A 21,313-nucleotide genomic window follows, 5' to 3' on the forward strand; every position below is an offset into this window, starting at 1 on the left:
AAATTTGATAAACCCATCTCTGTGAACCTATTTTCCTATTACCGACTGCTGTTTTCAGCTTTCTTTCTGACTATCTGCCTCAGTACTTCGCTTTTTGCGAAAGATTATTATTTCCACCCCCGTTTGGGTTCGGATGCTCAGTCAGGATTGAGTGCTGAGGAGGCTTTTCAAAATTTATCCAAAATTCAAAGCTTGGAACTAAACCCTGGAGACCGGATTTTATTGGCTTCGGGAGAAGAGTTTTCCGGCAGTATTTTGATCGACAAATTCAAGGGGACAAAAGAAAATCCATTGCTCATTCAGTCTTTTGGTGACTCGGCATTACCGTTTGCCCTGATCAATGCCGCTGGAGAAGAAGCTGGGGTTTTGATTCAAAATTCGGCTTATGTTCAAGTGAAAAACCTTCGAATAAAAGCCAATGGAAAGGGGAGAACTGAGGCATCTTTTCCCATGCGTGTTGGAGTTTTGGTTAGATCAACCAAAGGGAATTCAACAAGCAATATTTTATTGATTGACCTGCAAATTGAGCAGATATTTTATGAATCGGCGGGATTTCAGCGTGGGGCAGCTGAGGTCAAAACGGCCAATGGAACCCAAAAATACGGTTGGGGAATCCGGCTGATGGCCAATGGGCAAGATCAGGAAATTGAACAAGTGGAAATTAAAAATTGCGACATCCGAAACTTGGCCCACACTGGAATCAAACTTACCGGAAACAATCAGCAATCCATCCGAAATATTACCATTACAGGAAACCAAGTCGAGCAAGTCGGCGGGCCGGGAATTCAGATGTCGGGAGTGAAGTTTGTCTATGTGGCAGACAATCTCGTAAGTCACTCGGGAAGCACTGACGACAGCCGAAAATGGGGAAGAGGTAGCGGGCTTTGGACCTGGGGTAGCTCCATGGTGCTTATCGAAAAAAACCAATTTCTCTATTCCAATGGACCCGGTGATTCGGCGGGGGCGCATATCGATTTCAACTGTGATAACATTATTTTGCAATACAATCTGAGCGCTTACAATGCCGGAGGTTTTTGTGAGATTTTGGGAAATAATTACAACTGTGCCTATCGCTACAATATCAGCGTAAATGATGGCCATCGAGTCAAAGGCGAAAATGGGGCTTTTCAGGAGGGAAAAACCCTTTGGCTAAGTGGCTATCAAGGAGAGAAAAAGCCGAGAAAAGGCCCTGTCAATTCCTATATTTACAACAATACCATTTTCGTCTCTGGGGATATCGTCTCCAAAATTGCCATTGACAATCGCTCAAAGGGAGTTTTGATCGCCAATAATATTTTTCACATCGAAGGGAAAAGCCAACTCGTGGCCGGTGATCAATATAAGCCGGATGATGAATCATCCCGTGAGCTGAAGGATGTGTTTTTCAAAAATAATATGTTCCTCCATGCTGAAAACTGGCCCAATCAGGCACTGATTCAGCCTGAGGATTCTCACTTTGGGAATGTTGATTTTACCAATCCTGGCGGAATGTCAGTAGAGGATTACATTCCTCAAAAAAGTGAAATGCTGAAAGGAATCGCCATTCCATTTTTACCCGCTGACCAATTTGGTTTGATGAAAGGAATGGAATTGAAACAGGATATTTTGGGAAATCCTATTGGAAAAAATCCGGGAATCGGAGCCATTAACTTTATCGAAAAGCCATGAGAAAAAAACGAATATTACTACTAGGGCTCTGTTTGATTTTGGTCGGTTTAGTCCTTGCTAGTTTTCAGACGGATTATCAGCATTTCTTTCCCGGAAAAGAATGGAAGGATGATCGAGGAGTCCACATCAACGCGCATGGTGGGGGCTTTTTGATCCATGAAGGCACCTATTATTGGTTTGGGGAGCATAAAATTGCAGGCAAGGAAGGTAACAAAGCTCACGTCGGCGTACGTGTCTATTCCTCCAAAGATCTGTACAATTGGAAAAATGAAGGCGTCGCCCTGGAGGTTCATGAAGATCCAAATTCTCTTTTGGTCAAGGGCTGTGTGATTGAGCGACCCAAGGTGATTTACAATGAGAAGACCGGGAAATTTGTGATGTGGTTTCATCATGAACTCAAAGGCCAAGGATATAATGCGGCATTGACAGGAGTGGCAGTCAGCGATCAGATTACGGGTCCCTATACCTACATCGAGAGTGTCAATCCCAATGCGGGAATCTGGCCGGAAAATTATCCGGATAGCTTAAAATCCAAGCCGGTAAATTTGGATGAACTGGAACCTTGGTCTCCAGAATGGAAGGAAGCAGTCGTAGACGGGATATTTGTGAGAAGGGATTTTGAGCGAGGCCAAATGGCTAGAGATATGACGCTATTTGTCGATGATGATGGGAAAGCTTATCACTTTTTCTCTTCCGAAAACAATCAAACGCTACACGTAGCGGAATTAAGCGATGACTATTTGAGCCATACTGGGCGATACACGAGAGTCCTACCTGGACAGCAAAACGAAGCTCCGGCGATTTTCAAAAAAGATGGGAAATACTATATGTTTTCCTCAGGCCTCACGGGATGGAAACCCAATCCTGGAAAATCTGCTGTAGCCAATCATCCCTTAGGGCCTTGGACCCCTTTGGGCAATCCAACTCGCGGAACAGAAGAAGAAATGAAGACGACCTTTTGGTCACAGAGTACCGCTGTGATTCCTGTTATGAACAAGGAGGATGCTTTTATTTTCGTTGGAGATCGCTGGAATCCAGAAAATCCCATTGATGGGAAGTACATTTTCCTTCCGGTAGAATTTGAAGACTCCAAACCCATCATTCGCTGGCAAGATCAATGGGATTTATCTTTCTTTGATCAAAATAAAAATACAGATGATTAAGGCGATCGGCATATTTTTATTTCTGATCTCAGGCTTCGTTTTGAGCGTTTTTGCTCAAGAGCAAAAGCCTAATATAGTGCTGATTTTGGCAGATGATCTGGGCTATGCCGATTTGAGTTTGACGGGAAGTAATCAGATTGAAACACCAAATATCGATTCGATTGCAAAATCCGGAGTTCAGTTTACACAAGGCTACGTTTCTGCCCCGGTTTGCAGTCCTTCTCGGGCGGGATTGTTGACAGGAAGAAATCAGGTAACCTTCGGCTATGACAATAATCTGGCAGAGAATCAAAAGGGATTTGATCCTGCTTTTGCCGGCTTGCCGGTGGATCAAAAAACCATGGCTGATCGACTGAAAGAAGCCGGGTATGTGACTGGATTGGTTGGGAAGTGGCATCTGGGTTCGCAGGAACAGTTTCATCCCTTAAACCGTGGATTTGACGAGTTTTGGGGATACCTCGGTGGAGGACATCATTATTTCAATTCAAAACCCGAAGGAAAAGGCTATTTGGCGCCATTGATCAGCAATTATAAAGAGCCTCAAGCGATCAGTTATTTGACTGATGACAAGGGAGACGAATGTGTGGATTTTATCAGAAGACATCGTGATGAACCCTTCTTCCTCTATGCTTCTTTTAATGCCCCTCATGCTCCTTTGCAAGCGACTGAGGAAGATTTACGTTTGTTTGAACATATCCAAGATCTCGATCGAAGGACCTATTTGGCCATGGTACATCGCTTGGATCAAAATGTGGGTAAAATCCTGAATGCGCTTGAATCGGAAGGATTGGAGGAAAATACAATTGTGGTTTTCCTCAGTGACAACGGTGGCCCTGTCGATAGCAATGCTTCACTGAATGCACCCTTCAACGGGCAAAAGGGAATCTTACTTGAAGGGGGCTTGCGTGTGCCTTTTATGATGAAATGGCCAGCCAAAATTCCGGTAAATTCCCGATTTGATCAAGCTATCTCCTCACTCGATTTGATGCCTACCTTTTTGGAAGCTGCTGGGATATCTGTCGAAAATGAAAAGCTGGACGGCGAAAACTTGATGCCTTATTTATTGGGAGAAAAAGTATCTGCTCCACATTCGAGTTTAAAATGGCGATTTACGATCTCAGCGGGTATTCTGGAGGATAGCTGGAAGCTGATTCGATTGCCTGATCGATTGCCTTTGCTATTTGATCTTTCCAACGATCCCTCAGAACTTACTAATCTGGCGGATAAGCACCCTGAAATCACCCAAGATCTGCTCAAAAAACTTGGTGATTGGGACTTGGGCTTACCCCATCCACTTTTCTTGGAGGGTGCCGAGTGGAAAGTCCGACAACGGGACCTTTACGATCAAACCTATATTTTGACCCAACCCAAGAAAAATAATTAATAAACCTAAAACCTATGAAAATAACCCAGATTTTCTCATTCCTCTCTTTGTGTTCGATTGCCCTGTTTTTTAGCTGTCAGCAGGAGGAAGTTCAGGAAGAATCCCAAACCGAAAAACCAAATATCGTCTTCATTTATCTCGATGATTTGGGCTATGGGGATGTGAGCGCTTATGAAGCCGGAACTTTGGAAACGCCAAACATGGACCGCTTGGTCAATGGGGGAGTAAAATTCACCAATGGCTATGCTTCCTCGGCTACCTGCTCACCCAGTCGCTATGCGATTCTGACGGGAACTTACCCCTGGCGAAATAAAAATGCCAAAATCCTTCCCGGAACTGCTCCGCTTTTGATCGATACTGCCCAATATACGCTGCCCAAAATGCTCCGAGATCAGGGGTATGCCACGGGAATTGTGGGCAAATGGCACTTGGGACTAGGCTTAGGAAATGTGAATTGGAATGAAGAAATCAACCCCGGACCCAATCAGGTGGGTTTTGATTATTCTTATATTCTGGCAGCTACCCAGGATAGAGTTCCGACCGTCTATATCGAAGATGGTCATGTGGTCAATTTGGACCCGAATGATCCGATCGAGGTGAGCTATGAGGAGAATTTTCCGGGGGAGCCTACGGCTATCGATAATCCAGAACTAGTGGAAATGAAATGGCATCATGGGCATAACAACAGCATTGTGAATGGCGTGCCTCGAATCGGCTTTATGAAAGGGGGAGAGGCCGCAAAGTGGAGCGATGTAGATATGGCAGATCATTTTTTGGAAAAAGCGCAAAGCTATGTGAAAGAGAAAGCCAGTTCCGATCAGCCTTTCTTTCTGTATTATGCCTTGCAGCAGCCTCATGTACCAAGAACTCCGCATCCGAGATTTGAAGGGAAATCCGGCATGGGACCTCGCGGAGATGTGATTTTAGAAGCGGATTGGGTGATTGGTGAATTTTTGAAGACGCTGGAGGAAGAAGGGGTTTTGGAAAACACACTGATTGTCTTTAGCAGTGACAATGGACCAGTTTTGAATGATGGCTATTACGATGATGCGGTAGAAAAGCTGGGCGATCATACGCCTGCAGGACCTCTTCGTGGAGGGAAATACAGCTTATTTGAAGCGGGAACTCGGGTTCCTTTTGCGACCTATTGGAAAGGAAAAATCGAGCCGGGCGTCTCTGATGCTTTGGTGACCCAAATTGATTTGATGGCTTCGATTGGGGCATTGATTGGAGTGGAGTCAACCGCTCCGGATAGTCAGAATTTGCTAGCAACTTTTATGGGAAAAAGTCAGGAGGAGCGTTCGGAATTCGTTTTGGAAGCGACCACCAAAACGGCCCTAAGGCAAGGGAACTGGGTGATGATTCCGCCCTATTCGGGTCCGGCTGTGCAGAATCAGGTGAATATTGAATTGGGTAATTCGGAAAGCTATCAATTGTACAATTTGTCCGAAGATATTGGGCAACAAAGTAATTTGGCTGAGAGTAATCCTGAAAAGCTTCAGGAAATGATCCAGTTATACGAGCAGATTAGGGGAACCGAAGCCGGAAATGTGGAGCAATTAGAGTTGAAATAAGTTGATTAATCACCGAGAATAAAAAGATTTGTGCATTCGTGGCCTGATTTTTTAGCCACGAATGCGCGAATTTGATTTTTTGAATCGAAATGTAGTATTAGGTTTTAAGAGGCTGTCTCATAAATAGCTTTAATGTCAGCCTGAGCGGAGTCGAAGGCCATTTCTACCGTTTTAGCCCACATTTCGACTTCGCTCAATGTGACAAACTTCTCTTTTGAGACAGCCTCGTTTTGATGATAGCCTCAGATGGAGGGGGGTGGAAACAGAGCTTCGAAGAAGCGATTTGATTGGGTTAGATTTTTCTTTAATCGATGAGTTCCGGTTTGTGAGGACCCAAACCAAAGTAGGTGAAAACCAACAAATAATTCGTGAATTCGTGGCTTCCCTTTTTAGCCACTTTCTGCAATCGCCATAAAATCCTCAAGCTATGAAAGCTGGGCATCAAATTGATAAATTTGTATCTTTGACTAAAAGCCAAAAAACATGAACCTAGATGCTCGAAAAATAGAATTTGTTAAAGAGTTTTTAAAACTTCAGAGTGAAGAAGTGGTGTCACAGCTTGAAAGAATTTTGAAAAGTGGGGGAAAAGTGACAGAGCAAAAAGCATTTGAACCTATGACTCAAGAGGAATTGGATCAGCGGATTGACAAATCGGAGTCTGATTTTAAAAATAATAGATATAAAAGCAGTTCAGAGCTCTTGGCCAAATATGAGTGATGCCTTTCAAAATCATTTGGTCTGAATTTGCGGAAACTCAACTTGACGATATTTTTGATTATTATCAGAAAGAGGCTGGTTCTCGAATTGCCAAAAAATTGTTAAAGGAAATTGTAAGTGGAGTTAAAAAATTAGAAAAATCTCCTTGGATTGGGCAAGAAGAAGATCTTCTAAAGCATAGAGGTATTAAATATCGGTATCTAGTAGTTAAGAATTATAAACTCATTTATTCTGTGGATCAGGTAAATGGGTTAATTAAGATCGCTGACGTATTTGATACTCGACAAAATCCCTCCAAAATCAAACGAACCAATTAATTTATTTTTTTAGATACAAACCTGGGTTGGAGAGCCAGGCAAGAAAAAATCTTCGATTTAGTGGTCACCATTTTCTTTAGCCAAGAGTGCAGGAATTGTGTTTTTTGAATCGAAATGGTGGGTTAGCTCCTTCAAAATAGGGAATGGCGATAATGGGCCGGCTTTAGCCAAAATTAGAATTTATTGGACTAAAGCCAAGGGTTTATTTCATTTCCATCTTTAGCCCTGATGGATCGGGGCTGGAGGCAATTCAAATCGCCTAGCCATTGAATCGGAATGGCGCTTTAGCTCATTCAAAAGAGGGACGGTGATAATTGGCTGGGCTTTAGCCCAATTTGGAGTTCATTGGGCAAAAGCCCGGGGTATCCCATGAATTGACGGTTAATAAACTAACCCAGCAGAGAAAATATTCCGATGCTGATCTATATGAGTTGCCAGGTTTATTGAGGGTATCTATAGGGTAAATCTGATTCTTGTATAGTCTATTTTTAGGTACTGTAGCTATATATACCCTATATTTTTTCTTTATTATTTTATAAAAACACTCATTTACAATGACTTAAATTCCTGCTTTTCCTAAATTAAGCTTAGTTTTCACCAAATCAGATTACTTATGGGAAATCTACCGCCAAAAAACCTCTTCTTCCCCCAGGGGAAAATCGGCAATCTGGTCTTCTATTCGATGAACGGAAAGACCGTCGTTCGCACCCGCCCCAGTGGTACGCACAGAAACAAAACCCATCCCTCCCCACTCCAACTCCTCCAGCGCGAAAAGCTCAAAACCATCAACCGCTTTCTCAAACCCCTGAAGCGGGTGCTGGATTTTGGCTATCAGGAATACCTCACCCAGAGAAAAAAGGAATCCATCTGGCCTATGCCGAACTTAATCATAAGGGCTATCATCCCGAGCGGGAACCCAAAATCGACCCGGCCTTCCTGAAGATCAGCAGGGGGAATCTGCTGGAACTCCAAAATCCAACCCTCGAGAAAACAGATTCCGGTTTTCGAATCAGTTGGGATGCCAGTTCGGCGGAAGGAAAGTCTATGCCAAGCGACGAGACCTTTATCGTCCTTTACCAGCCCGAGCAGGGAAAATACATCTGGGTAGAGCAGAAGTTCAGGAGATCGGAGGGTCTGGCAGAGGTTGATCTCAGCAATGTTGATAAGGACTTTCCCTGGCATGTCTATTTTGCCTTTAGCCAATTTAATATCTGGAGGAAATCATACATCCTTAGCAATTCGGAATATTTGGGGATGATTGAATTGTAGAGTAGAATCAAGACCGGAGAAAGGAGACGGAAGGAAATGACACTGACATCTATCAAATTATTCCTTTTCGTGCAGACACGAACAGAGGCGAAAGCTAAGAAATAAGAGCCGAGAGATAAGAAATGAGAGGGAAGACCGGAGACGGAAGGAATTGACACTGACATCTATCAGATTATTCCGGTTCGTGAAGACACGAACAGAGGCGAAAGCTAAGAAATAAGAGCCGAGAGATAAGAAATGAGAGGGAAGACCGGAGACGGAAGGAATTGACACTGACATCTATCAGATTATTCCGATTCGTGTGGACACAAAACGGTGCGAAAAGTCACGGAGTGACGAGCGATTTTCTTGCCAGCCGTTTTAACGGCTGGAAAAATAGCTGAGATCTAGCTTGGGAGTCCCGTAGGGACGGAGCATTTTTATTTGGCGGGGATAAATACAATAAAAAAATTCGTGCATTCGTGGCTATTAAAGAGGCAAGAATTAAGAGATAAGAAATGAGAGTAATAGAGTAAACAGGAAATCATTTATGAATCAGTTGCTTTCCTTTTTTCTTTAGCCACGAATCCACGAATTGGAATTTTTGAATTGGAATGCGCTTTTATGCCAATTTGCAGAACGGAAGCCGGCGGCAATTCAAATGACTCCTCAATTGAATATCATAAGAAAACATGCTAATGATCATTAGATAAATTGGAGATTATTTCACGCGACAGGCTTCTATTTTATCATCAAGAATCTGTTTTCAGCGTATAATCATTCCATACGAAAAGCACTTTTACTTCAATTCATTAGCTATGAAAAACCCCCATTTACCTATTGCCGTCTTCGTCCTGCTTCTATGCTTTACTTCCTGTGAAAATCTTGAAGAAAAGCTCCAGGAAAAGGTGAATCTGATCAATGAAAAGGCAGGTTCTTTAGACTCCCTCATGAATAAAGAATTGGAGAAAATCAATTCCTTGGATTCTTTAGTGAATAAAGAATTGGATAAAGTACAAAAACTGGATTCCATGCTCAACCGAGAAATACAAAAAGTGAGCTCTGTGGATTCTTTGTTCAACTCAACTGGCAGTAAAATCGATTCTATGGTTCAAGATAAAGTGGAGCGGATCAAACAAATCGGTAATTAAAAGTTTTTCAAAAATATTCGCTTCGTTTTTTAGTTTGATTCATTAAACATTTCCTTTCCCTATAGTTTCAATCTCCCAAAATTGATGCGATTATCGGGACAGACATTTCAGTATCATTCATTTTATCGAAAATATGTCTTAAAAAATATGATCTCTGAATCGGTCATGCCTGTCTACCAAATACAGGCAGGTCTACGGCATTGGGTTGGGGTTAAGCGGCAAGTCACGGAGTGACGACCGGTTTTCTTGCCAGCCGTTTTAACGGCTGGAAAAATAGCTGAGATTTAGGTTGGGAGTCCCATCGGGACGGAGCATATTTTAGTTTCTGTGCATGAAGACAAGAAAATAATTCGGGGCTTCTTTTTTAGCCACGAATGCACGAATTGGATTTTTTGAATGGGAATGGTGCTTTAGGCTACTCCACAAGAAGTTACAGTGTTGCTAGCATTAACCCAAAATCTTTTACTTCACTGCCGAGGTCTGTGTCTCACAGACCATTTTCGCCACCTTTCTACTTATTTCTGTTCGTGAGGACACGAATAGGGGCGGAACAAAACTTTACTCTAATTTCGGTTTGTGAGGACCTGACTGTCCGTCAGGCAGGCACAAACCGGGGCGGTTGGGAGAAAAATTCGTGAATTCGTGGCTTTAGCCTTTCTTTAGCCACGAATTCGCGAATGAATTTTATCTATTACTCACAACTCACCGTGGGATTAAAGTCTGCAAATATTCCTGCAGGATTTTCCCGATGGGTCCAGACATGCAGGGCCCAGATTTGTTGTTCGTGGTTTTGATGAAAGGGTTGATTGAAAAGTACGGGAGGCTCCGCCGTTTCGGGTAAAATGTCAAACGGCACAATGTATTCCACCCCAAGCAGATCCATCTCTCCATTTTCATCAGGAGCAAAAAGCATCACCTGAGGCTCCAATGGATCTACCCGCCCATCCATAAATTCCAATCGGGCAAAATGATGTCCCATTCCGCCCAAATCCGGATGTGCTACACAACCCGATAAATCCGTATCCCAACCCGCAGCTGTGGCACTTTCGAAGTTTCCAAAAGTGGATACATGCTCACGGACCATATCCACTTGTGCCTCAATCCAATAATCGCAAGTCACCGTTGGGTTGAAATCCGCAAAAATTCCAGCGGGATTATCTCGATGAGTCCAGACATGCAAAGCCCAGATTTGCTGTTCATGATTAGCTTTGAAAGCCCGGTCAAAAAGCACGGGAGCTTTTTCCGTCTCAGGCAAAATATCAAAAGGTACAATATACTCCACCCCGAGCAATTCCATCTTTCCTTTTTCATTTATGGCGTAGAGAAGCACTTCGGGTTTTAATAGTTCTACTTCAGCATCAAAATACTCCAAGCGAGCAAAATGATGCCCCATTCCGCCCAATTCCGGATGCTCCACACATCCGGACAGGTCTGTATCCCAGCCCGCGATCAGCCCATTTTCATGATTTCTGTATGGGGCCATGGCCGCCTTTAACTTTTGTAACTCCCTATTCTGGAAGAAATCTTCTGGCCATTCTTCCCGGCAAGAGATCAATAAAATTAGAGCAAGGAAAAGGACAAAGTAAGATTTGATTGTAACTGTTTTCATGATGTTTTGGGTTAAGGTTTTGCTGGTGTAAATCGCTCTACGGCATGTTCATAAGGCGCTAAACTCATCAAATAGTGATATATCGCACGAAGATCTTCTTCTTGCATCCCGGCGTACATTTTCCAGGGCATGATGGTTTGAAATTCTCCGGGTTGGACTGTAGCTAATTGGCTGTCTGGGACATCGTATTGTTTAAAGCGCTGGATAAAATCCGATTCGCTGAGGTATTTGATGCCCGTCTCATGGGGCGTCAAATTTGGAGTTCGGAGGATGCTGCCATCTGGAAATCCAAACTCCCGACCGCCACCGCCAACCGGACCGACAAAACTCCCTCCTTCCATTTTGGTATGGCAATCCCCGCAAGCTGCTGCGGTAAACATATATTTGCCATAAGCCAAAAGATCCGTAGGTTCAGGCTTTTTCATCGGTTCAGGATCCTTGGGCATGGTTCGCATAATGAAATTGACGGGGAAGTCAACCGATCGCTCGGGATGCGTTTTTTCTACCGGATCCAGGGTGCGGAGATAGGCAATCACCGCCTTGATATCTTCAGGATCTGACTTCCCAAAACTGTGATAAGGCATAATCGGAAAAATCGGTTCTCCATCGCGCCTGACTCCCGCGGTGATCAGCCGGTAAAGCTCTCCATCGGTCCAGCCTCCGATTCCATAAGGTGTGATATTGGGAGAAATAAAAACTCCGGGCAAACCCATCGAATGGTCAAAAACCTCTCCTCCGGTAAATTCAGTTCCTGGGCTTGGAGGTGCTGAAAATTTGCTAAAATCCCGTTTGGAATGGCAATCTGCGCACATCATGACATGATAGGCGAGGTATTTTCCCCTAGCGACTTGCTTGGCATTTCCATCAATTTGAATATCCGGAGCTTCCGATACCTTGGGAAAAGCAATGGATAAATAAGTCAATCCAGAAAGGACAAGTAGTAAAAGTAATCCCAGTCCGATCAATCCGATTTTAGCAATCTTCATAAGCATAGCGTTTAAATTGCTAAGCTAGTTTGGATTAAAAGTGGAAGCCATGAGAAAATGGCGGTAAAAGCTTAGAAAAATAAGGTTTTAGCTCCGGCGGTAGCTGGAAGGCGACTGTCCTAGGTGGGTTTTGCAAAAGCTGCTGAAATACTCAGGAGAAGAAAAGCCCAAATCAAAACTGATTTCTTTCACGCTTTTTTCACTGAATTTGAGATTTTTTCGAATTCGGATAATCAATTGCTCCAGAATCAGGTTTTTGGCATTGATCCCCAATACTTCCTGAACAGATTCATTGAGATAACTCGGGCTGACATGAAGGCGCTCACAATATTCTTTCACGTCGTGTAGTTCCATGATATGGGTATTGATCAGTTTTTTGAAGCGGTAGACTAGGCTGGCCTTGCTGTTGCGCTGCCCAAGTTCCCGTTTGATATTGCATTTGCCATCGCAGTAGACAAAAAACGTGTTGATCAGCGAAAGGATAGCTGCTTCGCGATGGTCCAATCCGGTAGTGAGGAGTTCATCGATCATTTCAATAATCGACAAAATTCTGCCTTCGATGATTGGGGAAAGCTGCGCATGATGAATCTGATCCGAGTGCAAAATCCGCACATCATTGATTTGCAATTTGCTGAGCATAGGTTCATTGAGGATTTGCTCGGAAAGGTAAAGGACAAATCCGCTGCAAGGGTGTTTTCCACGTCTTTTGAGCTGCCAGTGGAAATTTTTATGGATAAAAAGTACGGCATTTTGAACTGTCTCTACCTGCACACCGTCCACAAAAAAATCACATTCCTGATCAGCCACCATAAGGGTGGCATAAAATTGCCCCGGTATTTTTTCAGTATTTCCAGGCTGAATTCGGTTTACTTTGACATGGTCTATGATTTGCTTTTCGATCATTTTGATTTCGGGAAATTTTTCCTTTCCATCTAAAAATCCCAAAATTTGAGTTGAATCAAAAATCAAAGAGTAAAAATTGTATTTTTTCCTAGCTCAATTCCATTTTATGCGGAGGGAAAAACGGATAACGCTTTAACCTATAAACTGGACTTAGGAATAAAATCTACAATAGTCTACTTATGATAGGTGAAATAAAAAGAGGCTGTTTCAAAAGTGAAGTTTGTCACATTGAGCACTTGAGAGACTTGAGTCTCGAAATCGAAATGTGGGCCAGAACGATAGAAATGGCCTTCGACTCCAGTCACCCTAAGTCTTAAATATTCTTCGAACATACAAAAAGGAGATGACGAAAATTATGGTTTGAATCAAATTTTTGGTCACGCTGAGCACTTGAGAGACGATAGTCTCGAAATCGAAGCGTCCTCGTACCTTCAGACTCCCTTCTTTCGGGTGCTCGGACTGACCCCAATTTTGTGATATTAAGCATCTCTGTCATTGGTAGCACCTGACCAACTAGAGTTGGGCAGTACGAAGGGTTAGGTTGACATTAGAGTGATTTGTGAGACAGCCTCTTTTTGGATTTGATTGAAGGATCACCACTTGACCTGATACCGGATCAATATTGGGTCTTCCTCGTCATTTAATTGCTGTGAAGCTGCCTCAAGTTTTTTGCCGAGTTCATCCCCTAGAGACTGATCTTCCAAAATTCCATTCCAGTCTTCAGTGTAGAGTAATCGATAAAAATATTCCCCGTCCGAAAAAGATCTCCCAGACATTTGTTTTACGATTTTAGTGGCCTTGATTGCTTGCATTTCCGGATGGATAAATACCTCAAAAATCGGTAAATTATCGGGTAAGCTTTCCATTTCCTCTAATTCTGACATGGGAATGGGAGCGGGTTTTATTCCAAAAGCATGAAAACTTATACTTGCACCAGCCACATTAATATCTCCCAAATTGAGATCATAATCCTGTGTGGAAATCATTCCTGCTAATTCTTCATCCAATTGATCCTCAGTTTTCATCCGCATCTCGTCGGGTAATCTCCGGTCTCCATAGGATAATGCCAGCAAGGCTTTTACCTTCCCATCGACATACTGATAAAGGGTATCCGAGAAGCCGAAGTTAAGTAAATAACCATCTTGGTATGGAGCAATCGCTCCATCTCCACCAGAACCTGAAGCAGGGTAGCTTTTGAGAGGAAGGACTTCATAGGTGATTGAATCTTTGTCAAAAATCGCAAAGTTTTGAGTAAATCCATCTTCGTCTGGTTCTGTCCCCCGCAATGCTAAAAACCAAGTTTGAGCATCCAAAGCTTCCAAATCCGAAATCGAATAAAAGGTTCCGTCCTTATTGGGATTGATTCTTCGGGTAATATCCATTTTATCATCAAATTCCAGCAAAGTAAAATCTGAAACCACCGCCAATTGATCATCCGCTGTGATACGAAATTGATCAATATTTCCATACTCATTAGGTCCTCCGCCTTTGCGATCGATGGTTTGTAGATGATTTCCGCTATAATCAAACAGGTGAAGTGTAGGATTCATATAGGGATCGGTATTGAGGAAAATTTTATTCTCAGCAAAAGCCAAATAAGGATCAAATCCAAAATACTGAACGGGAGTCCCCTCTGGGAATTTCAACGGAATAAACTCTACCGAAGTCAGTACATTTTCTGGTTTATCGACCATGCCCTCGTGAAGTTCGAAAGTTGGGAAATCAATGGAGTTGTCTTCCTCAGTTGGGCTGTTGCAGGCTAAAGTTAAAATAAACGAAACGTACAGTCCTGAATTTTTTAAAGTCATATTTTTTCTCCGATTAGTTAAAAATTTTCAGCGTTAAATATGTTTCCAAAAAGAATTAATTCAAAAAATACCGGGATTTTTCTTATTTCTCACAGATTTCTTTCAGCTTTTCCAAGGCTTTTGGCCACGTGTCATTAAAGTGATCCTTGTATTCGCCCACAGACTCGATATCGACCTGAAGGACGGTTTTGTCATTTTTAGCAGAAAAGGAATAGTTTTCTGTAATCCCTTGGAAAGTTTCGATTTCAGGCCCTGAGGTGATTTCCTTTCCCTTGTCAATCATGCCCAGATGCTCAATGGAAATATAGTGATCGGGGATGTGTTGGAGTATTTTGCTGATCATTCCGGATTTCTCACCATTCTCATCTTGGGTCAAAAAATAAATTTGGCTTCCTTTTTTCCAATTGCCCTCATAATAAGAACCCGGAGAAAAGGGTGTCGTCCACAAGCGATAGCTTTCCTCATCGAGCATGTGTTTTTTCACCTGCGATACGGGAGCTTGGATTTCAATTTCGAAATGAAGGGCATCTGGAGCTATTTTTTCAACATAGCTTTTAAAATTGTCCAGAATTGCTTGCCAACCGTTTCGCTGAAGTTCCTCAGAGTGGGTGTTTTCAGCCTCGAAAGTTTCAGTGATAATGCTCTCTTTCCCCAATTGGGTAAAGGTGATTTCCACCGATCTACCATCCTCGATGAGGTAGCTGAGTTTTTTATTAGGGATAATGCCCCGATAAGTTCCGTTAAAATCAAAGCCCATGCTGCCATCCTTAGCTTCCATTCGATGGGTGAATTTGCCGCCGATTTTCAACTCCCCTTTTGCCCAGGGACAATGCCAATCCTCGGATGCAAAATTCCAATTTGGAATATGCCTTGGACTAGTAAAAGCGGTCCAGATGAGATTGATCGGTGCTGTGATTTGGGTTTGGATTGTAATTTTCATAGCGCTATATAGTTTGGGGTTTGAAAATTTACATAAATCCGATGAATAGGAGATTGTGGTGAATGAATTTTGTGTTTGATCCCTTTCTTCAGAAGGGAGTCCCAAAGATCCACCGCTTTTTTCGACGATAAAAAGGAAAAGAAAACGTGCGGTTTTATTCTTCCATCCATTTGAGAAAATCCGGAGTCTGATTTTGACTGCAGATTAGCAATCGTGATAATCCCGATAGTTTGATCGCTACCGAATTTTTGGAATAGCGCTCCGTAGCCTGTACAAAGTCTTTGTTGATTACCTCACTTCGATTAATCCTGAAAAATTGTTTGGGGTCCAAAAAAGCCTCGATTTGTTTGAGTGTGGTTTCTTTAAGCAGGTGTTTTTTTTCAGCTCGGTCCACGGCGAAAACCACCCCATTTTCTGCAAGAAAGAAAATCACCTGACTTATTTCCAAAAAGTAAGTTCCCCTAGCATTGGGCACGGTGATTCGTGTTTTAAAATTAGGTTTTGTTTTTCCCTTGCTGTCCATGAGTTGTTGAATTTGCTCCAGCCAAGCGGATTGATTGGCAGGCTTTTGAGAGAGAAAAAGAAATTTATCCCAGGCCTGTTGAAATTTGTCTAGACTGAATGGTTTCAGCAAATAGGCGATCCCATTACCTTCGAATGCCTGCATCCAAAATTCATGATAGGCCGTGGTGAAAATAATAGGGCAGGGGAGCTTAATTTCGTCAAAAATCTGAAAAGCATTTCCGTCTCGCAGTTCGATGTCTGAAATGATTAAGTCAAGTTTTGGATGCTTGCTGAGAAATTCAATCCCATCTGCCACAGACTCCAAATAGTCGACGAGATGAGTAGACTGTTTCATTTCTTTCAGGTAGCGCACAAGTTTTTTTTGAGCGGGAATTTCATCCTCTAGGATCAAAATATGTATCATGGGATCAGGGGAAGGGTGACCGAGAAATGATTTTCAGATTCAGTGATTTTCAGGGAACAGGCACTCAAAAGCTCCACTTGTTTACTGAGATTGCTCAGGCCTGTACCGCCTGCATGTCTTGGCTTTTGGAAAGGAATTCGGTTATTGCTGACTGTCAGGCTATCGCTCAGTCGAATCTGTATGTTTACCGGATTTTTGATGGTGCCAAAGTTGTGAAAAACGGCATTTTCGATCAGCAATTGTAACGTTAAGGGAGGGAGTTGCCCGGAAGGATTTTCCACTTCCGTTTCTAAGTGATAGGCCTCTCCGTATTTTTCTTGAATAAGCTTAAAATAGCTTTTGGCAAAGTCCAGTTCGTCTTTCCATGAAACCAATTTCTTTTCAGATTTGGCGAGGGCATAGCGGTAGAGTTCAGCAAAATTCTGCAAAAAAGTAGCCGCGGATTTGGGATTTTCTTCGATCAACTGATCCAAAACATTGAGATTGTTGAATAAAAAGTGAGGGTTAAGCTGCTGCTTGAGGGATTGTATTTTGGATTCGGCCAAAGCCAAATCATACGCTGAGATGGCTTCCTGATGCGCTTTTGATTTTTGGAATAACAAAAAGGCTAGGTAAAATCCCCCATAAATCATAAAGTCAAGAATGCGGGAAATATGGGTGCTGAGGATGATTTCCGGGGTGAAGTTTCGCTCCCAAGTATCAAATCCCAAGGAAATAAGCATAGAAATGATATTTCCTATGAACAGGTATGCGATCAATCCAACCAAAAAACTCAGGATTGCTTTTTTCCATTGAAGGGGAATCCAGGACTGGGGATGGAATTTTTGAAAAGCAAGTCGTAAACATAGAATAATCAACAGCACCTGAGGAATGGTGACCAAGGCCGATTCTGGCGTAAGTACATACCAGTCAATTAACTGTCCGGGAGCCACACGGTTACGAATGGAGTCCAAATACGCAAATAGAAAAACCAAGCCTAAAAAGCCGGGGCTCAATTGGAGGCGGGAGAATAACTGCTTCATGCTGGGTGTAAAAAAGGGGGATTGCTTCCCCCTAAATTAGCTCTAATTATTTTCTGGCCATGAACTGGTGACATTCCCATTTTGGTCAAAAGCTTCCAGTTTTGGATTGTTGTTTTTGTCCAGATAGAACATTGCTCGGGGCATTCCCCGATCGTCAAACAAAAATAAACCGTTGTTTTGACTTCTTGATTTGCCGAGCATAATTCTTGGCGCGCCTCCGATCAATTCCTGAGATTGATATTCGGCATACTTCTTTTTGAAAGCCTCAGGATCACTTTTTCGAAGTCCTGCTAGTTCCTGCATGATTTCAGCAGTTTTTTCCTGAGATTCATTGGCTGGACGATCATTAAATACCAAGGAAGAACTTACGTATCGCTCATCTCCCTGCTGAGAATCGGTGGTCAGCAGCTGCATGACTTGGTCTCCATCGTACTGGTCAAATGTAAGAGACAGGCCAGCACTATGTCCGTTTTCTTTCTTTTCCCCATCGTAAATCAATCCTCCGCATTCAATCCCGTCTTCGTTGTAAAATAGCATTCCTGCACGCTTTTTCCGGTTGATATTAGTAGGTCTTCCGTTGATTTTTTCGGTTCCGTTTGGGAAAAGCCCCGAATTGGTTAGGATGAGTTTGACAGTACCATCCGCCTCGACGATATTGATCCGCTGCACATCGATGGTTTCAAATTGCTGATTTCCGTTTCCTTTAAAGGAGGAAAAAAAGAGAAATGAAGAGCTGATCGCTGCTGTGGCAGCAAATGTTCTAAGAAAGATGAGTTCTTTGTTCATGTGTTTGTTGGTTTAAATTGATGGTCAAAAGTAGGCGAGAGCCTAGGGGGGAGAAACCCAGAAAAAACAAGCACTGGAAAATTTCAAATGAGCAAAGAAAAAGCGGACTTTAGCGCTTCATTTTTTTTACGTGAAAATAAAGGGAAAGTAAGCGTATCTTCTATTGTACTATCAATCAATAACTTGTATCTTGATCGAAGTTTTCTATTTACTTTCTCAACTGCTTTTTATGGAAAATTTACTTCAAATCGCCATCAATGAAATCGGCGTCAAAGAAATTCCCGGAACGGGCAACAATCCTCAAATCATGAACTATGCCCGAGAGTCGGGATTCCCAGATTATGTTTCCGATGATGTAGCTTGGTGCAGTTTATTTATGAACTGGGTAGCACAAAAATCGGGACTGGAGCGAAGCAAAAGTCTAGCGGCACGATCTTGGCTGAATTTTGGGATACCAATTTCCAATCCCGAACCGGGAGATGTGGTAATTTTCTGGAGAGGAGATCGTGACTCTTGGACGGGCCATGTGGGGATATTTATGGGTTTTTCACATGATCTGAACCGGATTTATTGCCTCGGTGGGAATCAGGGGAATCAAGTTTCAGTCACCGCTTATGGGGCGGATAGATTGCTGGGATTTCGGAGATTGAGGTCGGATTCGGCAGTGGGATTTTCGCGTAAAAATCTGGAAAAAGGAGATACCGGACAGGAAGTGATTTTTCTACAGGATGCGCTAAAACAGCTGGGTTTTGACCCTGGAACATCGGATGGAGTTTTTGGGCCAAAGACACATCAGGCTTTGATTGATTTTCAGTCTACCAATAGTGACCTGACCCGAAACGGGATTTTTGATAAAGCGACAAGGGAGTTTCTGACGCAGCTGCTGAATCGATAAGTTTGGTGGAATTGGATTCGAATGCCTTTTTTCTGGCGAGGTATACTTAAAATAATTTCTCAATCACCTGACTCTTTTCGTCTTTCCTCCATTTTTTTTCTAAATCGTTCTCTTTTCTCCTCCTTGACTCTAATTATTTTTTTCCGAAAAATCAGAAACAAAATAATGATGATGACGGGGATGATAACATAAATAACCAAATTGCTATCCTCGCTGAGGTCCACTGGCCCGGTGGGCTTAGGGAGTCCTGGTTGGTTTTGCGCATAGGATAGAAGCGGAAGGAAGTAGCTTAGTCCAAAAATGAGGGTGATCCTTTCGATGGTTTTTAGTATAAGAGGCATTTTTTTTGGGTTTTCTTTCTCCTTAAACTAATGAAAATTTCACTGAGAATAAAATTTAATTCTTCTGGATTTGGGTTTGCTTTAGGGAAAAGATTACCAAAAAATAGGTCTCGAATGGAAATGGAATAGGTCTCGATTTTTCCGCAAAAAATCCGAATAATATGATTAAAAATGAGTCAAGCGAAAAATAAAAAAGCCCCAAACCATTAAAATTTGGAGCTTTTCGAAAGACTTGATTAACTAAAAGCAGAGGAGGAGGGATTCGAACCCCCGGTACCTTGCGGTACAACGGTTTTCAAGACCGCCGCATTCGACCACTCTGCCACTCCTCTAATTCCTTGTAGGACCGTTATCCCATTTCGGAATGCAAAACTAGTATGAAACTCTACTTTTGCAAAGCAATTCCTCGCAAATATTTTTAACTGATTGATTCATTTTGACTTATTTTTCTAAAAGCTCAAATTGGATCTCTCCTTTTTAAGGTTTTACTTTTCAATTGCCTTGTCTGCATGTTCCTTTTCTTCTTTCCTGACTTTGCGCTCATCAATCAAATCCAAGGTGACATTGACTTCAAATGAGATCAATACAATCAATGAGGTAATATAAAGCCACAGCATCAAACCAATCAAGGTTCCGATCGAACCGTAAAGTTTGTTGTAACTCGCGAAATTATTTAGGTAAAAGGTAAATAAATAAAAGCCCAAGGTGATCAGCAAGCCCGCTAAATTGGCGCCGATAGAGAAAAAATGCCATCGGTCATGCACCACCGGCGCATAGCGGAAAATAAAGGCAGAGGTGAAATAAAACACCGCGATAAGCACCAAGAGCTTGAGAAAGTTAAACAGAAAGATTAAAAATTCAGAATTGAACAACTGCATCTCCTCAATTCGTGCAATAACATAGCCTCCCAAAATCATTATTGAACTTGCCAAAACCACAGCCACGACCAAACTGAACACTATTCCTACTGCGATTACACGACTTCGGATAAATCCGCGACTTTCTTTGGTCCGATAAACAGAGTTAAAAGAACTCATCATCGACATCACTCCCTGAGTCGAAGCAAAAAGCGCAAAAAAGAAACCCAAGGAAAGTAAGCTTTGTCTAGGCTTGGAAACGATATCCATAATGGTGGTTTCCAGTTCTTCATAGATGTCACCAGGTAGGATTTCCTGGACAAAAAGCAGAATATTTTCCGTCGTCACATAGGGAATCAAATCCTGCAAATAAGGAATCAAATTCAACAAAAAAAGGAGTAAAGGGAATAAGGCAATCGTAAAGCTGAAGGCCATCGAACCGGCCCGCTCCGCAATATCGTCCTTGTATAGTTGCCTGACAAAAAGCTCTCCTACATCATAGACGTTTTTGTCAGGGTCCCCAAAGTGTATACAGCGCAGTCTTTGGGCCCAAGTCAATAAACGGTCTTGGATGTTTTCAATTTTTTGTTTTACCACGGGGTAAATCGGCTAAAAGTATGGTTTCAATAAATCTAACAAATTCTTTGGAGGTCTTGTTGGTTGATGGCTTTCTTTTTTCAGAAAAGTAAGGGTCGTCCATCCTTCAGTAATGAGTTCATCCTGTTCATTATACACCTCATATTCAAACCTGATCCGCACCCCGGGCAAAACCGGAATCCTGGTTTTGATGGTCAAAAGCTCATCATATTTTCCCGGCTTGATGTAGCGAAAGTGACTTTCTAATACGGGCATCATCACACCCTCTTGCTCCATTTGACTGTAAGAGAAACCAATACTTCGCATGGCCTCCACCCGGGCTACTTCAAAATACATGGCGTAGTTGCCATAGTAAACATAACTCATCTGGTCAGTCTCTGCATAGCGAACACGCAGTTGGGTTTTGGCTTGATACATGG

At 42.5% G+C, this 21,313-nt stretch carries 21 protein-coding genes and 1 tRNA gene; 10 read left to right on the plus strand and 12 right to left on the minus strand.

Annotation, left to right across the window (positions count from 1 at the left end):
- Positions 1–21 precede the first annotated feature (21 nt).
- From BM043_RS00420 to BM043_RS00455, 9 genes are all read left to right on the plus strand, one after another.
- Positions 22–1,668, plus strand: a complete 1,647-nt coding sequence (locus BM043_RS00420; RefSeq protein ID WP_092788272.1) for a right-handed parallel beta-helix repeat-containing protein — start codon at positions 22–24, stop codon at positions 1,666–1,668.
- Positions 1,665–2,831: a glycoside hydrolase family 43 protein gene (locus tag BM043_RS00425; RefSeq protein WP_092788273.1), complete on the plus strand. Its 1,167-nt coding sequence runs from the start codon at positions 1,665–1,667 to the stop codon at positions 2,829–2,831. Before BM043_RS00420 ends, BM043_RS00425 begins: the two co-directional genes overlap by 4 nt.
- A complete protein-coding gene (locus tag BM043_RS00430; RefSeq protein ID WP_092788274.1) occupies positions 2,824–4,215 on the plus strand; it encodes a sulfatase in 1,392 nt (463 codons plus the stop codon). The genes BM043_RS00425 and BM043_RS00430 overlap by 8 nt, the downstream gene beginning before the upstream one ends.
- Before the next feature lie 14 nt (positions 4,216–4,229).
- Entirely contained in the window at positions 4,230–5,789 is a 1,560-nt protein-coding gene (locus tag BM043_RS00435; RefSeq protein ID WP_092788275.1) for a sulfatase family protein, read from the plus strand.
- 483 nt (positions 5,790–6,272) lie between these two features.
- Positions 6,273–6,506, plus strand: coding sequence for a hypothetical protein (locus BM043_RS00440; protein ID WP_092788276.1), 234 nt, complete (start codon positions 6,273–6,275; stop codon positions 6,504–6,506).
- Complete coding sequence (locus BM043_RS00445) at positions 6,506–6,823, plus strand: type II toxin-antitoxin system RelE/ParE family toxin (protein ID WP_092788277.1); 318 nt, start codon at positions 6,506–6,508, stop codon at positions 6,821–6,823. The genes BM043_RS00440 and BM043_RS00445 overlap by 1 nt, the downstream gene beginning before the upstream one ends.
- Positions 6,824–7,436: 613 nt before the next feature.
- Positions 7,437–7,763: a DUF6266 family protein gene (locus BM043_RS19305; protein WP_143071009.1), complete on the plus strand. Its 327-nt coding sequence runs from the start codon at positions 7,437–7,439 to the stop codon at positions 7,761–7,763.
- Between the two features lie 20 nt (positions 7,764–7,783).
- Positions 7,784–8,092: a DUF6266 family protein gene (locus BM043_RS19310; RefSeq protein WP_245752911.1), complete on the plus strand. Its 309-nt coding sequence runs from the start codon at positions 7,784–7,786 to the stop codon at positions 8,090–8,092.
- A gap of 797 nt (positions 8,093–8,889) precedes the next feature.
- A complete protein-coding gene (locus BM043_RS00455) occupies positions 8,890–9,222 on the plus strand; it encodes a hypothetical protein (protein WP_092788279.1) in 333 nt (110 codons plus the stop codon).
- Positions 9,223–9,913: 691 nt separating this feature from the next.
- On the opposite strand, the gene BM043_RS00460 is transcribed toward BM043_RS00455, so the two are convergent.
- From BM043_RS00460 to BM043_RS00495, 8 genes are all read right to left on the minus strand, one after another.
- Entirely contained in the window at positions 9,914–10,831 is a 918-nt protein-coding gene (locus tag BM043_RS00460; protein ID WP_092788280.1) for a hypothetical protein, read from the minus strand.
- Positions 10,832–10,842: 11 nt separating this feature from the next.
- Positions 10,843–11,817, minus strand: a complete 975-nt coding sequence (locus BM043_RS00465) for a c-type cytochrome (protein WP_218144116.1) — start codon at positions 11,815–11,817, stop codon at positions 10,843–10,845.
- 87 nt (positions 11,818–11,904) lie between these two features.
- Positions 11,905–12,720: a helix-turn-helix domain-containing protein gene (locus tag BM043_RS00470; RefSeq protein WP_218144117.1), complete on the minus strand. Its 816-nt coding sequence runs from the start codon at positions 12,718–12,720 to the stop codon at positions 11,905–11,907.
- Between the two features lie 593 nt (positions 12,721–13,313).
- Complete coding sequence (locus tag BM043_RS00475; protein ID WP_092788283.1) at positions 13,314–14,528, minus strand: 6-bladed beta-propeller; 1,215 nt, start codon at positions 14,526–14,528, stop codon at positions 13,314–13,316.
- A gap of 82 nt (positions 14,529–14,610) precedes the next feature.
- The gene (locus tag BM043_RS00480; protein ID WP_092788284.1) at positions 14,611–15,468 is read right to left on the minus strand and encodes an SRPBCC family protein; all 858 of its coding nucleotides are present in this window, start codon (positions 15,466–15,468) and stop codon (positions 14,611–14,613) included.
- A 154-nt stretch (positions 15,469–15,622) separates the two neighbouring features.
- Positions 15,623–16,396, minus strand: coding sequence for a LytR/AlgR family response regulator transcription factor (locus BM043_RS00485; protein ID WP_092788285.1), 774 nt, complete (start codon positions 16,394–16,396; stop codon positions 15,623–15,625).
- Positions 16,393–17,418: a sensor histidine kinase gene (locus tag BM043_RS00490; protein WP_092788286.1), complete on the minus strand. Its 1,026-nt coding sequence runs from the start codon at positions 17,416–17,418 to the stop codon at positions 16,393–16,395. The genes BM043_RS00485 and BM043_RS00490 overlap by 4 nt, the downstream gene beginning before the upstream one ends.
- A 42-nt stretch (positions 17,419–17,460) precedes the next feature.
- On the minus strand, positions 17,461–18,204 hold the full coding sequence (locus BM043_RS00495; protein ID WP_092788287.1) for a hypothetical protein: 744 nt from the start codon (positions 18,202–18,204) through the stop codon (positions 17,461–17,463).
- A gap of 229 nt (positions 18,205–18,433) precedes the next feature.
- Between BM043_RS00495 and BM043_RS00500 the strand changes: the two genes are divergently transcribed.
- A complete protein-coding gene (locus BM043_RS00500) occupies positions 18,434–19,099 on the plus strand; it encodes a C40 family peptidase (RefSeq protein WP_092788288.1) in 666 nt (221 codons plus the stop codon).
- Between the two features lie 59 nt (positions 19,100–19,158).
- Here the strand turns inward: BM043_RS00500 and BM043_RS00505 are convergent, their stop codons facing one another.
- From BM043_RS00505 to BM043_RS00520, 4 genes are all read right to left on the minus strand, one after another.
- Entirely contained in the window at positions 19,159–19,440 is a 282-nt protein-coding gene (locus BM043_RS00505) for a hypothetical protein (protein WP_092788289.1), read from the minus strand.
- A 247-nt stretch (positions 19,441–19,687) separates the two neighbouring features.
- Positions 19,688–19,772: transfer RNA gene (locus BM043_RS00510), tRNA-Ser, on the minus strand.
- Positions 19,773–19,925: 153 nt separating this feature from the next.
- The gene (locus BM043_RS00515) at positions 19,926–20,894 is read right to left on the minus strand and encodes a YihY/virulence factor BrkB family protein (RefSeq protein WP_092788290.1); all 969 of its coding nucleotides are present in this window, start codon (positions 20,892–20,894) and stop codon (positions 19,926–19,928) included.
- Between the two features lie 12 nt (positions 20,895–20,906).
- Positions 20,907–21,311, minus strand: coding sequence for an acyl-CoA thioesterase (locus BM043_RS00520; RefSeq protein WP_092788291.1), 405 nt, complete (start codon positions 21,309–21,311; stop codon positions 20,907–20,909).
- Between the last annotated feature and the right edge of the window lie 2 nt (positions 21,312–21,313).

The sequence above is a fragment of the Algoriphagus hitonicola genome (genome assembly GCF_900113375.1).
Lineage (GTDB): Bacteria > Bacteroidota > Bacteroidia > Cytophagales > Cyclobacteriaceae > Algoriphagus > Algoriphagus hitonicola.

What these genes read in the sequence shown, in the direction of transcription:
- BM043_RS00440 (WP_092788276.1), top strand. Translation starts at nt 6,273, where the DNA reads ATGAACCTAGATGCTCGAAAAATAGAATTTGTTAAAGAGTTTTTAAAA.
- BM043_RS00460 (WP_092788280.1), bottom strand. Translation starts at nt 10,831, where the DNA reads ATGAAAACAGTTACAATCAAATCTTACTTTGTCCTTTTCCTTGCTCTA.
- BM043_RS00505 (WP_092788289.1), bottom strand. Translation starts at nt 19,440, where the DNA reads ATGCCTCTTATACTAAAAACCATCGAAAGGATCACCCTCATTTTTGGA.
- BM043_RS19305 (WP_143071009.1), top strand. Translation starts at nt 7,437, where the DNA reads ATGGGAAATCTACCGCCAAAAAACCTCTTCTTCCCCCAGGGGAAAATC.
- BM043_RS00430 (WP_092788274.1), top strand. Translation starts at nt 2,824, where the DNA reads ATGATTAAGGCGATCGGCATATTTTTATTTCTGATCTCAGGCTTCGTT.
- BM043_RS00475 (WP_092788283.1), bottom strand. Translation starts at nt 14,528, where the DNA reads ATGACTTTAAAAAATTCAGGACTGTACGTTTCGTTTATTTTAACTTTA.
- BM043_RS00425 (WP_092788273.1), top strand. Translation starts at nt 1,665, where the DNA reads ATGAGAAAAAAACGAATATTACTACTAGGGCTCTGTTTGATTTTGGTC.
- BM043_RS00455 (WP_092788279.1), top strand. Translation starts at nt 8,890, where the DNA reads ATGAAAAACCCCCATTTACCTATTGCCGTCTTCGTCCTGCTTCTATGC.
- BM043_RS00480 (WP_092788284.1), bottom strand. Translation starts at nt 15,468, where the DNA reads ATGAAAATTACAATCCAAACCCAAATCACAGCACCGATCAATCTCATC.
- BM043_RS00445 (WP_092788277.1), top strand. Translation starts at nt 6,506, where the DNA reads ATGCCTTTCAAAATCATTTGGTCTGAATTTGCGGAAACTCAACTTGAC.
- BM043_RS00470 (WP_218144117.1), bottom strand. Translation starts at nt 12,720, where the DNA reads ATGATCGAAAAGCAAATCATAGACCATGTCAAAGTAAACCGAATTCAG.
- BM043_RS00465 (WP_218144116.1), bottom strand. Translation starts at nt 11,817, where the DNA reads ATGAAGATTGCTAAAATCGGATTGATCGGACTGGGATTACTTTTACTA.
- BM043_RS00490 (WP_092788286.1), bottom strand. Translation starts at nt 17,418, where the DNA reads ATGAAGCAGTTATTCTCCCGCCTCCAATTGAGCCCCGGCTTTTTAGGC.
- BM043_RS00485 (WP_092788285.1), bottom strand. Translation starts at nt 16,396, where the DNA reads ATGATACATATTTTGATCCTAGAGGATGAAATTCCCGCTCAAAAAAAA.
- BM043_RS00520 (WP_092788291.1), bottom strand. Translation starts at nt 21,311, where the DNA reads ATGTATCAAGCCAAAACCCAACTGCGTGTTCGCTATGCAGAGACTGAC.
- BM043_RS00500 (WP_092788288.1), top strand. Translation starts at nt 18,434, where the DNA reads ATGGAAAATTTACTTCAAATCGCCATCAATGAAATCGGCGTCAAAGAA.
- BM043_RS00435 (WP_092788275.1), top strand. Translation starts at nt 4,230, where the DNA reads ATGAAAATAACCCAGATTTTCTCATTCCTCTCTTTGTGTTCGATTGCC.
- BM043_RS00495 (WP_092788287.1), bottom strand. Translation starts at nt 18,204, where the DNA reads ATGAACAAAGAACTCATCTTTCTTAGAACATTTGCTGCCACAGCAGCG.